The following is a 14,521-nucleotide window of genomic DNA, read 5'->3' on the forward strand; positions in this document are numbered from 1 at the left end:
CCCTCGGCGCCTCTCTCGTGGCGCTGTAGTTCAAAGGCAGAACACGTCGATCTCAACGTGACCCGCGGTTCTTAAACGCCGCCGGTGTGCGCAAATGGGTGGCAAGCTGGAGCCCGGGAGCTGGACATGCTCCCGGGCTCCGTCACGTTCCGGCCCGCGGCCTCACTTCCGAGCTGCCCTGCTCTGCCCGAGCGGCGCGCACGGGATTTCGCTGCGCGTCTGTCTCCCCGACCGACAGGAGTTCCCTTGTGACTGACACGGCCGTCCTCACCCGGCAGGTCCGGGCTCGTCTTGTCGGCTACGAGGACCGGTTCGGGGCGCTCTTCGACGAGTACTTCCGGAGCCTGACCGCCACGTTGGACGCTCCGGCCTTCAGCAGGTTCACGCCCGAGTGCCTGGCCCTGGTGCGGGATCTGTCCCTGCGCGGGGGCAAGCGGACGCGCGTGGCGCTCCTCTTCGAGGCCGCGCGCCTGGTGACGTCCGATCCGGTCGAAGGGCTGGACGCGGCCGCGCTGAGCATCGAGCTGCTCCAGACCCACGGCCTGATCCACGACGACATCATCGACGACAGTCCCACCCGCCGGGGCGGGCCCTCGACCTACTACGCCTACCGTGAGCGGTTCCCCGACCAGCCCAAGACGGCTCTCGGGCTTGCCGTGCTCGCGGGCGACCTCGCCTTCGGGCTGTGCCTCCAGGTCCTCCTTGACTCCAAGGCCCCCCTCCCGGTGCGCCAGGCCATGGTCGAGGCACAGCTGAAAGCGGCCACGGACACCTTCGTGGGCCAGATCACCGACATCGAACGGGACTTCACCCCCGTCCCCACCCAGGACGTGCTGCACGACGTCGCCGAATACAAGTCCGCCCGCTACTCCGCTCTGGCCCCCCTGCGACTGGGGCTGATCGCCGCGGGCGAGGACCCGGCCCCCTTCGAGAAGGAACTGCGCCGCTACGCCCGGCTGGTCGGCATCAGCGGACAGATGTGCGACGACTACCAGGACCTGTTCGGCGACGCGAGGGCCATGGGGAAGCCGACCGGAGGCGACATCCGCGAAGGGCGGCGCAACTACACCGTCAGCACCCTCCTGGCAGCCGCCTCCGGGCCCGAGCGCGCCATGGTGGAAGCGGCACTCGGCGATGGGGCCTGCTCACCGGAAACGATCGACACCATCCGTGAGATCGCCCTGCGCCGCGGGGTGCAGAAGAAGATCCGGGAAGACGTGCAGCACTACGCACAGCTGGCAGCCGCCGAGGCCGCCACCTGGCGCCCCCGCTGGCGGGAGGAGGCGGTCACGTTCTTCGAGCGCCTGCCCGTGTGGAGCGCGGAACGCATCATGCCCTGACCAGTGACCGGACAGGTGCCTCCGCCGGGGCTGGGCCGTCGGCTGGCCCTACGCCTTTCCCTTCTCGAGGGGGCGTGTCAGCAGGTGAAGTGGCCGAAGCGGGTGTGGTCGGTGATCGTCGGGTCCGCGGGGGCCAGGAGCGTCCGGGACGGTGCCGTGGCTGCCACCGGCGCGTTGTCCGGCACGCTCGCCCCGCTCTTGAGGCCGGACGGTCCGCCCCACAGCAGGGTGACCTTCCCGGCCCCCAGTTCGCTCCGGCCTTCTCCGGCGCGGCGCCCACGGCGAGATCCGCGTAACCGTCCCCGTTGAAGTCGCCGTTGGCCATCGCCACACCGAACTCGTCGTTGATCTCGGCGACGCCGGGTACGCCGGGGCTGTTCTGGGTGATCGCCTTGAGCCCGGTCTGCTGGATCCCCGGCCTTCGACCTTAGGCGACGGTCACGTAGCCCGTGTTCCACACGAGCGGGGCGCCGGCACGTGCCTGCCAGTCCACCGTCCACCCGAGCTCGGCGGGTTCCAGCCCTCATCGATCGCCGCGAGCGCCGCTGCCCTCGCCCGCGAGTCGGGAGGGGTTGGCCGGCGGCTGTCACGCGTGCTGCGGCACCCGTCACTCGTTCGCCTTGTGGCGTGTGCAGGCCGGCGGGGTGCGTGTGAGGGTGGGGGAGTGAGCCGCGGTGGCTCCGCCATGAGAACGGGGCCCGGCCCTGGCCTGTAGTCACCACGGCCGGGCCTCGTCACGGCTGTCCGTTCGTCCTGTCGGCAGCATGAGCGCCCCGACAGCGGTGGCAGACCCGCTCACGTCGTCCATGTTCGCCCCGTCAAGAAAACGGGATCGGCGGACCACGAAGCCGTGGCTGACCTTCCCACCGGTAGTGAAGAGCAGCCCAACACCGCCAACGAGGAATGGCAGCAGACCCCCGCGACGATCACCGTGACGCAGGCGCCGGCTGTGACCGAAGCCCGTGGCGCGCTGCTGGCGGCCATCAGCCGGCGCAGGCCAGATCACCGAGACCGGCGGTCAGGGCGGCGTGCAGCTCACCCGTGGGCAGCTCGCTGGAAGGCGGCGGTGTCGAGCGCTGGCCGCGTGCCGTGGTGCGTGCTTGCGGCACTGCCCGCGGCACGATGAGCGCTCCGACCGGTCGGCCGAAGGCTCCGGCGACGACATCGTTCCCGGGGAGCTGCTCCCCAGTCGCATCGCCGAACCCTCGACGCGGACCCGGCGGTGACCGTCGCCGCCCGCCCGCCGCCCGCCGAGGTCCGCCGCGCCGTCCTGGTGGCCGCTCAGGAGCGCTACGACAACCGCCGACACCTGCTTTCCCGTGAGGGGGACACTGCCGGCCGGAGTCCCGCACGCGGTGCCGTCCGGGTCGTCCGCCGGCCCGGCGGCGGCACTCGTACGCTCCGTCCAGATACCTGAAGCGAGGTGTGGCCGAAGGGCGGCGGTAGCGCGCATCCGAGCGGCCTTCCGCACCTGCCGGCCATGGCGAGTACCTGGCGCACCGGCTTGACTGCCTTGTGTCACATCACCGTTGGAGGATGATCCTCATGGCGAACAGCGTCACCACCGAACCCGTCCACCGCACCGTCGAGGGCCCCGCCGGCCGGATTCACCTGGTCGAGCAGGGCGCCGGCCCGCTGGTCCTGCTGCTGCACGGTTTCCCGGAGTCCTGGTATTCCTGGCGCCACCAGCTCCCTGCGCTGGCCGCGGCCGGATACCGGGCCGTCGCGATCGACGTGCGCGGCTACGGCCGCTCCTCCAAGCCCGCCGACGTGTCCGGCTACCGCATCGGGGACCTGGTCGCGGACAACGTCGCCGTGGTCAAGGCCCTCGGCGAGGAGCAGGCCGTGGTCGTGGGCCACGACTGGGGCGCGGTCATCGCCGCGAACTCCGCGCTCCTCGCCCCGGACACCTTCCGCGCCGTCGCCCTGATGTCCGTCCCCTACGCGCCGGCGGGCGGGCCGAAGCCGAGTGAGGTGTTCGCCCAACTGGCGCCCCCCGGGCACGACTTCTACGTGGCGTACTTCCAGGAGCCCGGCCGCGTCGAGGCGGAGATCGAGCCCGACGTACGGGGCTGGCTGCGCGGTTTCTACGCCTCCATGTCCCCCGACACGATGGCCGGCCCGACCGAGCCCCCGGTCGTGTTGGTCCCCCATGGCCACCGGATGCGCGAGCGCTTCCCCAGGACGCAGCCCGGATGGCTCTCGGACGCCGACCTCGACGTGTACGCGGGCGAGTTCGAGCGCACCGGACTGGTCGGCGGGCTGAACCGCTACCGCAACTTCGACCAGGACTGGGAAGACCTCCAGCCGTATGCGGGGGCCCCGATCACCCAGCCGTCGCTGTTCATCGGCGGTGCCCTGGACGCCACCGTCATGATGCAGATCGACGTCGTCAAAGCGTTCGAGCACACCTTGCCGAACATCCATGCCACCCACATCCTCGACGGCGCCGGCCACTGGCTCCAGCAGGAACGCCCGGGCGAGATCAGCACGCTCCTCACCGAGTGGCTCGCGGCCATCGACGGCTGACCCACCTGCCCTCGTACGGCCCCGGGACGCCACGGCATCCCGGGGCCGCCCCGCGCTCATCGTCCGGCACCAGCCCCACCCGGTTGCCGACCCAGCCGCCCACTTCTGCTTGTGGAACCCAGCCGAACAATTCGTAGGTCCCGGGTCGGGATTCTCCAAACAGCCCTTCCGCTTCGGCGCAAGGGTCGTCGAGATCGCTCCAGGCCAGCGGGGCCGCGACGGGGGCGCCGGAGCGGGCGCGGACGGCGTAGGGGGCGACGGCGGTCTGATCGACGTCGCGCTCCGGTCCGTCACCGACCAGCAGGTCCACTACGCGGCCGCCCGAACCGAACTGACCGCACTGGCCCCCGACGGCACCCGTGTAGTGCCGCCCACCAGTACACCGGACGAGAGTGGCGTCCTGGTGATCCCGGCGTCCGAGGTGAATCCCGCGGACAAGGCCGCCTTGGCCCTGGAGGACCAGGAGGGCGCCCCCTGCTGACGGTCAGGTCGGGCACCGTGCTCCCCGAACAGCTCGCTGTCCGGGACACCGACGGGAACCTCCTGGCGACCTACGTGGCAGCGCTCGTGATCCAGCCCCGGGGCGTACGTGGGCTGGAATCCGTACTTAAGACCTACGACTACCCGCTTCAGTGGAGGAGCATCACGCTTCTGCCAACTGAGCGCGTTACCCGGCCACCGTGGCCGGGTACCGCGCTCAACCGCGGCCGAGTTGTCCTTTCTCGGGGAAGGTCGACCGATCTGGCCGAGGTGCATGGCCGTGCAGCTCGTTCAGGGAGCCGCCACAGCGTTGCCTGTGCGGTCGGGTGATCTTGCGCGGTCGCGTGACGGCATCACGTTGACCCCTTCGCCTCGTCACGTCGGCGTTCTGGCTATGGTGCGCCCGCGTGCGAGAGGCGCGCGGGAGGTATGAATCGAGCCGTTTCGTGCCTGGGAGGTATGAATCGAGCCGTTTCATGCGCATGAGAGTGATCTCCCCGGATTCGGGTGGGACGCGGGTGCTCGCGTCGGGACGATGGCTGTGTTCGGCATGATCGCCGCGACACGAAGGAGACGTCGAAGTATGTCCAAGCCTGTCGTCAACATCTGGGGTACCCCTCCGGGGTCTGAACTCGCCGCCGTGCAGCCCGCCCCCTGGGACACCAAGTGGGATCTGAGCACCAGGAACGTCAGCGGAACCGCCTGGGTCTTCTACAGGTCACCCGGCGAGGGTGTCCTCAACCGGCCGGTGATCCTCGCCGACGGCTTCGCTCCGGGAGGAACCGACATCGACCACCTGTACGACGGCTTGGAGAAGGGTGAGTACCCGTTCGTCTCCAACCTGCGTCAGGCCGGCTTCGACGTCATTGTGCTGGGCTTCGCCGACCGCACCGCGTCCGTCCTCGACAATGCCGAGGTCGCCATCCAGTGCATCATGCGGACGATCGCCGAGCGTGAAGGCGACGCCCCGCTGACGGTGGGCGGCTTCAGCATGGGAGGCCTGGTCACCCGCTACGCCCTGGCCAAGCTGGAGCGCCAGCGGATGAACCACGAGACCGCCACCTACCTCTCCTACGACACTCCGCACCGCGGCGCGTGGCTGCCCCTGGGGGTCCAGGCGTTCGCCCACTACGTGAAGGAACACTGGGGAGGCGAAGGCAAGCAGCTCTACAACCTCTACTCCGACCTGATCAACAGCCCCGCCGCACGCGAGATGCTGCGCTGGCACCTCGACACCGCAACCGACACCACCCTCGACGTCGCCGCCGGCCAGGACAAGGCACGGACCGAGTTCCTGGACGCACTGGAGCGGATGGGCGACTGGCCCCAGATCCCCCGCCTGCTCGGCGTCGCCAACGGAACGGGCACCGGCGCCGGAAACAACATCCCCGCCGACAGCCCCGCGATGGACGCCCCCGGACCGGTGGTCGTCGCGCAGCTGCGTACCCAGGGCGAGGGACGCAAGACCGTCGCCGAGATGCAGGGGCCGGACCAGGTCTCGATCAACACCACAGGCTTCCCCGAAATCGACGGCGCTCCCGGCGGTCTCTTCCCCGAGCTCCTCGGCGGCGCCTCCAACTTCGGCGTGGCCAACATGCTGGCCAACCTTCTCAACGAAGCCGCCACGCAACCCGTATACAACGCCTCCTGTTTCGTCCCCACCATCAGCGCCGTCGCGGCCGCCGACATCGACAACAACGACGCCCTCTACCGCAAGATCGACGCCGAGGACAGCTACCTCCACGACTTCCGCTGCGCCACCACCAACGAAGGCCACACCGTCCTGACCCGAGAACTCGGCGAATGGATCGTGACCAAGCTCAAGGACGCGTAACCGGCAGCCGGGACGCGCATACACAGTCTGAAGGGGCCTGCCGGCCTGACGGCCGCAGGCCCCTTCAATGCACCGACGCCGCCACAGCGGATCCCGTGGTCACGTGTTGCGACGACCACCGGAATCCGCCATCTCTGGGCGGGCACGACGGTGTCTCAGCTGCGGCGTCCGCGAGTGATCGCTTGGGGGTCTTGCCGCCCTCCTTGTGGTCTCGGGCGGGCCTCACTGTCTCGTCCACCGCGCGCCACGAGCAGCTCACCGTCACCGCCTGCCTGAGTTGCCCGGCGCGCCGGGCCTGGCCAGGGCGGCTCCGGCGCCGTGATCGCACCAGCCACACCAAGATCGTCACATTGAGGTCAGGCGGAGATCCCCAGCCCAGCTCTCACCACGGACCCGACCGGTGGGGAACGAGCGCTCCAAGGCGACGCGTCCGGTGTTCGGTTCGTGGTCTTCCCTCACCGCCAGGACCCTTTCCCCCAGCGTGCACTCGCTCGACTTCTCGGACCCCATTGGCCGAGAGTGGCGCGAGCCAGCCTCCCAGCTCGCAGCGCTCCACGGGACAGCCCTTAGCCGCGGGGGCGTTCGCACTGGCGGTGCTGGGTGGCTGTACCGGTTTGGGCCGGGTCAGGCGGAGCCGGTGGTGCCGGCCGGCAGAGCCTGCTGATAGAGCGCCACCAACACGCCGTGCAGGGGCAGGCCTTCAGCCTCTTCCTCGGCCTCGTCGACCAGTCTGGTGAGGGCCTCGCCGAGTTCTCTTGCCTTCGCGGGGCTGAGACGCAGATGGCGCAGTGTCAGGTGGGTCTCAGCGGGAGAGGGGTCCAGCTCCTGGGCGACCGCGGCGAGCATCGCGGCGGTGCCTGCCGCTTGAGGTTCGGCGACGACCATGTGACGGGCCGTGCGCTGGTAGTACTGCTCGGTGCCGCCGCGGACCTGGCGGGTCTCGACGACGCGGACCAGCCCGGCATCACGGAGCACATGGAGGTGGTGGGCCACGTTGCCCTTCTTCGCGTCGAGCTGCGCCGCAAGCAGTCTGACGGTGGCAGGCCGGTGGCCCAGGGCGAAGAGCAACCGCTGACGCAACGGGTGGGCGAGTGCCGCGAACTGCTCAGGCGCACCGATCTCCAGGACGTCTTCATGAGGCGGCAGGTAGGAAGGCTGATCACCCATACCGAAAGTGTCCAAACTCTTTGACGCTTTCGCAAGGGCAGTGCTCTACTCCCTGTCATGACTACTTCAACGAAGCTTTCGCCGGCCCCTGTCATCGATGAGACGGTCCGGCTGCTGACCGAGCACTACGTCTTCCCGGAGGTAGCCGAGCAGCTCGCCGGCCTGCTGCAACAACGCCTGGCCGAGGGCGCCTACGACGTCGACGGCGCCGAGGAGCTCGCCCGGCTGGTCACCGCGGACCTGCAGTCCGTCAACGACGACCGGCACCTGAGACTGAAGCACCACGTCGACCCGGTCTCTCCGAAGCAGGGGGCGGCCAGCCTGGACGCCATGCGCCGAGACTTCGACGCCTCGCTGGGCGGCGCGCCCCGGGTGCAGTTGCTCGACGGCGGGGTCGCCCTGGTGGAGATGGCGCCGATGCTGTTTCCACTGGAGTGGGCCGCCGAACCGCTGGGCGCCGCGCTCACCCTGGCCTCCCGCGCCCAGGCGCTGATCGTGGACCTTCGCGCCAACCGGGGCGGCGACCCGGACACGGTCGCCTTCGTCTGCAGTTACCTACTCGACGAGCGCACCCACCTCAACACCATGCACTGGCGCCGCGGCGACCGCACCGAGCAATCCTGGAGCCTGCCGCACGTTCCCGGCGCGCGCTTCGGCGGCAGCAAGCCGTTGTACCTGCTGACCAGCGACAGCACCTTCTCTGCCGCCGAAGAGCTGGCGTACGACCTCCAGCAGCTCGGCCGCGCCGTAGTGGTCGGCGAGCGCACTCGCGGCGGCGCACATCCGTGCAAGGGCTGGACCGTGCACCCGCACCTGGAAGTCACCGTCCCCACGGGCCGCGCCGTCAACCCCGTCTCCCAGACGAACTGGGAAGGCACCGGCGTGCAGCCGGACGTCCCTTGCGCTGCTGCTGACTCCCTCGACCACGCACACGCACTGGCCCTCGCCCGTCTCGCGGGCTGACCCAGTCGAGGGGAGGTGACGCGTGCTACGCAGCAGCCTCACGAAGGGGCCCGGAACAGGCCGGGCCCGCTTCCGTACGAGCCGGCCTTGGGCGAGATCGGCGTTGACGGCCCGGTCCTCGGAACTGACCACATGGGACGGGACGCGGTAGTTGGAACCAGTAGCGGTGCGGAGCGTCGGCCGGGGCAGCGGCCGGTGCCGATGAACCTGTCCGAGAGGCGCGGGCGAAGCGGCCTCACCTGGCGGGTGATGACCGCCGTGCACATCACCAGGGCACGACGCCGGCGTCGTTGAAGAACTGGCCGGTCGGGCCGTCGTCGGGGAGGGTCGCGAGCTTGATGGCGACCGCCGCGCCCTGTTCGGGGGTGCGTACGCCGCGGAAGCCGTTGAGGTCGGTCGCGACGTAGCCTGGGCAGCCGGCGTTGATCAGGATGTTCGTGCCGCTCAGCTCGCGGGCGTATTGGAGGGTGACGGCGTTCAGGAACGTCTTCGACGGCGCGTACGCCACGGCGATCGGGCCCGTCGTATGCTCTGCGGCGGGTCCTGACTGCCGGGTGAGGGAGCCGACACTGCTGGACATGTTCACGATCCGTGGTGAGGCGGAGCGGCGCAGCAGCGGCATCATCGCGTTGGTGACGCGGATGACGCCGATAACGTTGGTCTCCACGACCGTTCGGATGGTGGCGGGATCGACCCGGGTGGGCTCCTGCGGCCAATCGCCGGTGATGGCGGCGTTGTTGACGAGGACGTCGAGGCGCCCGGCCCGTTCCTCGATCAGCCGTGCGGCGGCGGTCGCGCTCGCGTCGTCGGTCACGTCCAGCGGTACGCCGAAGGCGTCGACGCCGGCCGCGCGCAGTCGCTCCACCGCGACCTTGCGGCGCTGGTCGTCGCGGGCGCCGACGCCGACGCTCCAGCCGAGGGCGCCCAGGCCCGCGGCGATCTCGTGGCCGATTCCCTTGTTCGCGCCGGTGACCAGCGCAATCGTTCGTTCGCTCATGGAGACCATGCTGCCCTTGGTCTCCGGCGGGGGTCCAAGACCGATTGGGTGGGCGACGATACCGTCAGGGTATGGATTCGGAGTACCGTGGCCGGATGGAGACCCGGGAACTGCGCTACTTCGTCGCTGTCGCTGAGGAGCTGCACTTCGGGCGCGCCGCGCAGCGGCTCGGGATCGCGCAGCCGCCGCTGTCACGGGCGATCCAGCAGCTCGAACGCCGGCTCGGGGCAGTACTGCTGGACCGGACCAGCCGCACCGTCACGCTGACCGAGGCCGGCTCGGTGCTGCTGGCCGAGGGCCGGGCCGCCCTCGACGCGGTCGACGCCGCCGAGCGCCGGACCCGCCGGGCCGCCCTTTCGGCGACCGGCCGACCCGGCCTGGTCCTGGTGACGAAAGCCAGCGCGTCCAGAGAACTGCTGGCGAAACTGCTCGACGCGTACACCGCCGAACCCGGCGCGGTCCCCGTCGAGGTCATCCTGTGCGGCCCGGCCGAGCAGGAACGGCTGCTGCGCGAGGGCCGGGCCGACGTGGCGTTGCTGCACAGGCCGTTCGACTCCACGGCCAGGCTCCACGCCGAAGAGCTCAGCACGGAGGGCCAGGTGGTGGTCCTGCCGGCCGGACATCCGCTCACCGCTCGGGCCCATGTGCACATGACCGACATCACCGACCTGCCGGGCCTGCCCCTGCCACGCTGGCCCAATCCCGATGGCACCTACCCACCCGGCCCCGGCCCGCAGGTCCGCGACCACGCCCAGTTGCTGCAGCTCGTCGCGCTCGGCCGGGCCTGCGCGGTCTCACCGGAGTCGTGCCGAGCCCAACTGCACGGGGACCTCGCCGCCGTGCCCGTGCTGGACGCGCCGAAAGTCACCACCGTGATCGCCTGGCCACCGCACAGCCGGTCCAGAGCCGTCTCCGACCTCGTCAGGATTGCGACGCATCTCCAGTAGTTCCCCATGCCTGGCCCGGTCCCACCTACCGTGACCCGGCTCACCACAACGCAGCGTTACGGAAGCAAGAACCGCCAACTACTGCGCTCGCCGCCGGGTGGAAATCTCGGTCGCATCCAGTTCAAGGCGTAGCTGCGCCCTCGGGGCAGTCCGGCAGTTACTTCAATGTGCGATCGGAGCGTGTCTTGTGGTGCGTTCAGGGGTTGTTGGGGAGGCCGAGGCAGCGGGGTCGTCTGCGGGTGGCGGTGGGACTTCGCGCCGGCGCGGGGCTGTCGGGCTGGTTCAGAGGCTGGCTTTGTCCGCCCAGTAGGAGTGCTCGCGGTGGCTGGTGAGAGTGTGGGGGTGGTCGGCGCCGAGCACCCGGGTCTGGTCTTTGATCAGGTCGCCGTACAGGGCATGTGCGGCGGCGGGGTGTCCGGATCTGCCGGTCCAGCGGGCGAGTTTGTGGCGGCTCCACAGGGTTCTGATGTGGTCTGCCCCGACGAGCCGGGCCAGGTCGGGGACGAGCGCCTCGAAAAGGGAGCGTGCTTCTTCCGGTGCTCCGGCTTCGCCGGTGAAGTGCGCCTGGTCGTGGCGGGCATCGAGGGTGGCGTCCTTGCTGGGAGGGAGGCTTCCGTTGAGATCGGCAAGCAGCGCGTTGCACAGGTCGCGTGCGTCCGCGGGGTTGCCGCTGCGGCCCGTCCAGCGGGCGATTCCCGCCCTGGCGGCGAGTGTGCCGGGGGCGCCGGCTCCGTGGGCGCGTTCGTGGTCGGTGATGAGTGCGGTGTAGAGGTCGAGTGCGGTGGTGGGGTCTCCGGCTTCACCCGTCCAGCGGGCGAGGCCGCGCCGGGTGGCGAGTGTGCCGGGGTCGTCGGGACCGAGGATGCGTTCGTGGTCGGTGATGAGTGCGGTGTAGAGGTCGAGTGCGGTGGTGGGGTCTCCGGCTTCACCCGTCCAGCGGGCGAGGCCGCGCCGGGTGGCGAGTGTGCCGGGGTCGTCGGGACCGAGGATGCGTTCGCGGTCGGTGATGAGCGCGGCGCAGAGCTCGCGTGCGGTGGCGGGGTCTCCGGCCTCGCCCGTCCAGTACGCGTGGTTGTGGCGCGCGGCGAGAGCCTCGAGGTTGTCGGGCCCGAGGGCACGTTCGTGGTCGGTGATGAGTGCGGCGCAGAGGTCGCGTGCGGTGGTGGGGTCTCCGGCCTCGCCCGTCCAGTCCGCGTGGTTGTGGCGCGTGGTGAGGGTCTCGAGGTGGTCGGGCCCGAGGGCGCCTTCGTAGTCGGTGATGAGTGCGGTGTAGAGGTCGCGTGCGGTGGCCGCATCTCCGGCTTCACCCGTCCAGCGGGCGAACAGAGCCCTCACGGTGAGGGTGTCGGGATCGTCGGCCCCGAGGGCGCGTTCGTGGTGGGGGATGAGTGCGGCGCAGAGGTCGCGTGCGGTGGTGGGGTCTCCGGCCTCGCCCGTCCAGTACGCGTGGTTGTGGCGCGCATTGAGGGTGCCGGAAGCCTCAGGGCCCAGCACGCGTTCGTTGTCGGTGATGAGTGCGGTGTAGAGGTCGCGTGCGGCGGCCGGGTCTCCGGACTTCCCTGTCTGGTTGGCGTGGTTGTGGCGTGTGAGAAGGGTGTTGCGGTCGTCGGCACCGAGGACGCGTTGGCGGTCGGTGATGAGTGCGGCGTACAGGTCGCGAGCGGCGGCCGAGTCTCCGGCTTCCCCCGTCCAGGAGGCAAGGGCGTGCCGGGTTTCCAGGGTCTCGTGGTGGTCGGGGCCCAGGGCGGTGGTCTCGTCCCGCAGGATCCCCGCATAGAGGTCGCGGGTGGCAGCGGCGTCTCCGGTCTTCCCGGTCCAGTAGGCGTGCTTGTACCTTCTGGCGAACGTGTCGGGGTAGGTGGGGCCCAGCAGCCGGGTGGAGGCGCGCGCGAGTGCGCCGTAGGCGGCCGCCGCCTCGGCGGCGTCTTCGCGCGCCTCCGCTGTCTCCGCGGCGGCGCGCAGCTGTTCGAGGCTGCGGTTGTCCGTGTCGTTTTTGCCGGTGGTGGGATTGTCCGGGATGCTGCCGTGCGCGACGGGGTCGAGACCGAGCTCGGTGCTGATACGGGCGATCGTGTCGTCGTCGGTGTCGTTGACGGCCTTCACACGGGCCAGGGCAGCGTCGATGTCGTCGCCTTCGGCATCCCGAGGCGCCCTGTCCGCTCCTGAGTGCGGTCCGCCGGCGGGTTGCGTCGGCGCCGGAACGCTTTCGTGTGAGGGGGAGTTGGGTTCGCGCAGGCGGTCGAGCTCATCGGTGAGATGGTCGATCTGCTCCTGCAGCCGGGAGGAGAGGGCTTCGGCTTGGCGCTTCTTCTCCTCGGCCCGCTCCAGCTCTTCCTGGGCTTCTTCCTTCTGGCTGAGGGCGCGGCTGAGCCGTTCGTCGGCTGCGTTGACCTCTGTGTCTGCGGCGTCGTTCTTGAGCTGGTCGCGCTCTGCGGTCAGCCCCGTGACACGCTCCTGCAGCTTGTAGATCATGCCCAGCAGCACCATGATCAGTTTTGCGGAGTTGTCGGCTGCCTGCCTCAGCTCGCTCTGCTGTTCCAGCGAGCGGGTCAGCCGGTCGTAGGTCTCGATCTGTCGCGCCTGCGCGGCGGCCACATCCACGACACCACCCGGCAGCCGCGGGGTGAGCACTTCTCCTGTGTGGCGTGGAGGGCGCATCGCGTCCCGTAGCATCCCGGCCGCCTCTCCCTGCCGCCGCTCGCGTAACTGGGGCGGCACGGTAGCCGTGATCAACGCAGCCACGAACTGCTGCGTCGGGACCTTCCCGGCCAGGTAGGTACTGACCTGAGACTTGGAGACGTTCACCTCGGCGGCCAGCTGCGCAAGCGTCTTGCCTGACTCGTCCACGCGTGCCCGCAGGAACATCGCCAGTCTTCCGGCCTGCGTATTCTCCGGGCGGATCGGCCCCCACGGCCGCCCGCCTGCAGCACCCCTGCCCGGCATCCGGCGCCCCCCTGTACCAGTTGCCCATGGTGTTCTGGACAAACACCTCTGCATCCGGAACATACCTGCGATGTTCCGCCGAAGAGGTCCGGACAACCCAACTGCCCACGAAGGTCTGGCCTGTGCCGCAACACCGCGGCCTCCGACGGAAGGCCAGATCCACATGAACGAGATCATCTCGATCGCCGCCGATGTCTTCGCCCTCATCGGCGCGTCCATCAGCATTGCCTTCGAAGTCCGCCGTGCCCGTAACGAAGCGGGCAAGGCCGCCCGCGACGACACCCAGGAGTGACAGCCTCGGCCCGCCCCCGCGCCGCCCGCCCAGCCGACGAGGAACTTGCCGACCTCGTGGAGCAGGCGCACCTGGAGCCGCAAGACCTCCCCGGGGCACCGGTCACGATCGTCGGCACGGTCATCGGCCGCGACGAGGATCGGTCTGAGCCGTCGCCGGCCGAGGATGGCACCGGGGGGGGGCACGGCGGCGAACCCTTGGTCCGAGGCGACTCTGAACCACCCCATCGCGGCTGCCGGCGCCCGGTCGCTGCCATCTCGTTGTCCAAGACAACCCTGGACAAGGACCTGACCAGCACAGACGTGGCGGCGTTGCAGGTGTCGGGTGGGTGGTGCGGGTCTGCCCCAGATCCATGGCCGGGCTCGTACGACACCCCATTGAAGGTCAGGGGCCGCTGAGCCGGCCGGCGGTGGCCGCCACGGGGATCGGGATTTCGAAGTGGACCGTCCCGTAGCCGCCGTGCTCGCCGGTCGTTCGGGCGTCGCAGACCTCGTCGGCCATGCTGCGCCAGAAGGCTTCCGCGCCCGGGATGTCGACGTTCGTGTGCAGGTAGATCGTGTCGTAGCCCGGGACGCCGGCGGCGAACTCGCAGGCTGTCCTGACCATGGCGCGTGCCAGTCCGTGCCTGCGGTGGTCCGGGCGCACGTACACCCGCAGGAGCTGCGCCGTGCGTCCGGAGGGGTAGCGCTCGGTGAGCCGGCGCGGGTGCGGGGGGTGGGCGGGCCCGCGGGAGTTCAGCGCGGTGGTGCCGACCACTTCTTCGCCCAGGACGGCCACGACGAGGGTGTGGCGTGGGTGCCGGAGGTAGGTGCTGTCGATGTCGACGACGTCGTCGTGCCACTGGGGTACGTACCCGTAGTCGAACTCCCGGTAGAAGGTGTCGAGCATGACGCTCCGCGCGCCGGGTGCGTCCTCGGGCCTGGCGTGTCGTACCACGTACGGTCCGATCTCCTGCCCCTGCGTCAGGTCCCTCATGGCTCGGTGACTCCCTTCCGTCGCTCCGGTCTCGTGAGCGGCAGGCTACCGGAA

General features: G+C 70.0%; 11 protein-coding genes. 6 read left to right on the forward strand and 5 right to left on the reverse strand.

The genetic code is table 11. From position 1 onward, the window contains the following. The first annotated feature begins 248 nt into the window (after positions 1-248). Together OG764_RS36220 and OG764_RS36225 are read left to right on the forward strand one after the other, a co-directional pair. Complete coding sequence (locus OG764_RS36220) at positions 249-1,340, forward strand: polyprenyl synthetase family protein (RefSeq protein ID WP_328972582.1); 1,092 nt, start codon at positions 249-251, stop codon at positions 1,338-1,340. Between the two features lie 1,545 nt (positions 1,341-2,885). Next, on the forward strand, positions 2,886-3,869 hold the full coding sequence (locus OG764_RS36225; protein WP_328972583.1) for an alpha/beta fold hydrolase: 984 nt from the start codon (positions 2,886-2,888) through the stop codon (positions 3,867-3,869). Here OG764_RS36225 and ligD read toward each other — a convergent pair. Then, positions 3,838-4,179, reverse strand: coding sequence for a non-homologous end-joining DNA ligase LigD (gene ligD, locus OG764_RS41835; protein ID WP_443056155.1), 342 nt, complete (start codon positions 4,177-4,179; stop codon positions 3,838-3,840). The genes OG764_RS36225 and ligD overlap by 32 nt on opposite strands. A 753-nt stretch (positions 4,180-4,932) precedes the next feature. Here ligD and OG764_RS36235 point away from each other — a divergent pair. Continuing rightward, positions 4,933-6,183, forward strand: a complete 1,251-nt coding sequence (locus OG764_RS36235) for an esterase/lipase family protein (RefSeq protein WP_328972584.1) — start codon at positions 4,933-4,935, stop codon at positions 6,181-6,183. A gap of 624 nt (positions 6,184-6,807) precedes the next feature. On the opposite strand, the gene OG764_RS36240 is transcribed toward OG764_RS36235, so the two are convergent. Then, positions 6,808-7,350 (reverse strand): ArsR/SmtB family transcription factor, encoded by a 543-nt coding sequence (locus tag OG764_RS36240; RefSeq protein WP_328972585.1) that lies wholly within the window; start codon positions 7,348-7,350, stop codon positions 6,808-6,810. Between the two features lie 57 nt (positions 7,351-7,407). Here OG764_RS36240 and OG764_RS36245 point away from each other — a divergent pair, with 57 nt between their 5' ends. Further along, on the forward strand, positions 7,408-8,313 hold the full coding sequence (locus OG764_RS36245; RefSeq protein WP_328972586.1) for a S41 family peptidase: 906 nt from the start codon (positions 7,408-7,410) through the stop codon (positions 8,311-8,313). Between the two features lie 265 nt (positions 8,314-8,578). Here OG764_RS36245 and OG764_RS36250 read toward each other — a convergent pair whose 3' ends face one another. Further along, positions 8,579-9,310, reverse strand: a complete 732-nt coding sequence (locus tag OG764_RS36250; protein ID WP_328972587.1) for an SDR family NAD(P)-dependent oxidoreductase — start codon at positions 9,308-9,310, stop codon at positions 8,579-8,581. Between the two features lie 95 nt (positions 9,311-9,405). Between OG764_RS36250 and OG764_RS36255 the strand changes: the two genes are divergently transcribed. Then, positions 9,406-10,257 carry a LysR family transcriptional regulator gene (locus tag OG764_RS36255; protein WP_328973285.1) on the forward strand — a complete coding sequence of 284 codons (852 nt, stop codon included), beginning with the start codon at positions 9,406-9,408 and terminating at the stop codon, positions 10,255-10,257. A gap of 282 nt (positions 10,258-10,539) precedes the next feature. On the opposite strand, the gene OG764_RS36260 is transcribed toward OG764_RS36255, so the two are convergent. Continuing rightward, complete coding sequence (locus OG764_RS36260; protein WP_328972588.1) at positions 10,540-13,122, reverse strand: tetratricopeptide repeat protein; 2,583 nt, start codon at positions 13,120-13,122, stop codon at positions 10,540-10,542. Positions 13,123-13,363: 241 nt separating this feature from the next. Here OG764_RS36260 and OG764_RS36265 point away from each other — a divergent pair, with 241 nt between their 5' ends. Further along, positions 13,364-13,492 (forward strand): hypothetical protein, encoded by a 129-nt coding sequence (locus OG764_RS36265; RefSeq protein ID WP_328972589.1) that lies wholly within the window; start codon positions 13,364-13,366, stop codon positions 13,490-13,492. Between the two features lie 384 nt (positions 13,493-13,876). On the opposite strand, the gene OG764_RS36270 is transcribed toward OG764_RS36265, so the two are convergent. Beyond that, positions 13,877-14,467 carry a GNAT family N-acetyltransferase gene (locus OG764_RS36270; protein ID WP_328972590.1) on the reverse strand — a complete coding sequence of 197 codons (591 nt, stop codon included), beginning with the start codon at positions 14,465-14,467 and terminating at the stop codon, positions 13,877-13,879. Positions 14,468-14,521: the final 54 nt, after the last annotated feature.

The sequence above is a fragment of the Streptomyces sp. NBC_00239 genome (genome assembly GCF_036194065.1).
In the GTDB taxonomy this organism is placed as follows: Bacteria; Actinomycetota; Actinomycetes; order Streptomycetales; family Streptomycetaceae; genus Streptomyces.

What these genes read in the sequence shown, in the direction of transcription:
- OG764_RS36225 (WP_328972583.1), top strand. Translation starts at nt 2,886, where the DNA reads ATGGCGAACAGCGTCACCACCGAACCCGTCCACCGCACCGTCGAGGGC.
- OG764_RS36235 (WP_328972584.1), top strand. Translation starts at nt 4,933, where the DNA reads ATGTCCAAGCCTGTCGTCAACATCTGGGGTACCCCTCCGGGGTCTGAA.
- OG764_RS36240 (WP_328972585.1), bottom strand. Translation starts at nt 7,350, where the DNA reads ATGGGTGATCAGCCTTCCTACCTGCCGCCTCATGAAGACGTCCTGGAG.
- OG764_RS36245 (WP_328972586.1), top strand. Translation starts at nt 7,408, where the DNA reads ATGACTACTTCAACGAAGCTTTCGCCGGCCCCTGTCATCGATGAGACG.
- OG764_RS36250 (WP_328972587.1), bottom strand. Translation starts at nt 9,310, where the DNA reads ATGAGCGAACGAACGATTGCGCTGGTCACCGGCGCGAACAAGGGAATC.
- OG764_RS36255 (WP_328973285.1), top strand. Translation starts at nt 9,406, where the DNA reads ATGGAGACCCGGGAACTGCGCTACTTCGTCGCTGTCGCTGAGGAGCTG.
- OG764_RS36260 (WP_328972588.1), bottom strand. Translation starts at nt 13,122, where the DNA reads ATGTTCCTGCGGGCACGCGTGGACGAGTCAGGCAAGACGCTTGCGCAG.
- OG764_RS36265 (WP_328972589.1), top strand. Translation starts at nt 13,364, where the DNA reads ATGAACGAGATCATCTCGATCGCCGCCGATGTCTTCGCCCTCATCGGC.
- OG764_RS36270 (WP_328972590.1), bottom strand. Translation starts at nt 14,467, where the DNA reads ATGAGGGACCTGACGCAGGGGCAGGAGATCGGACCGTACGTGGTACGA.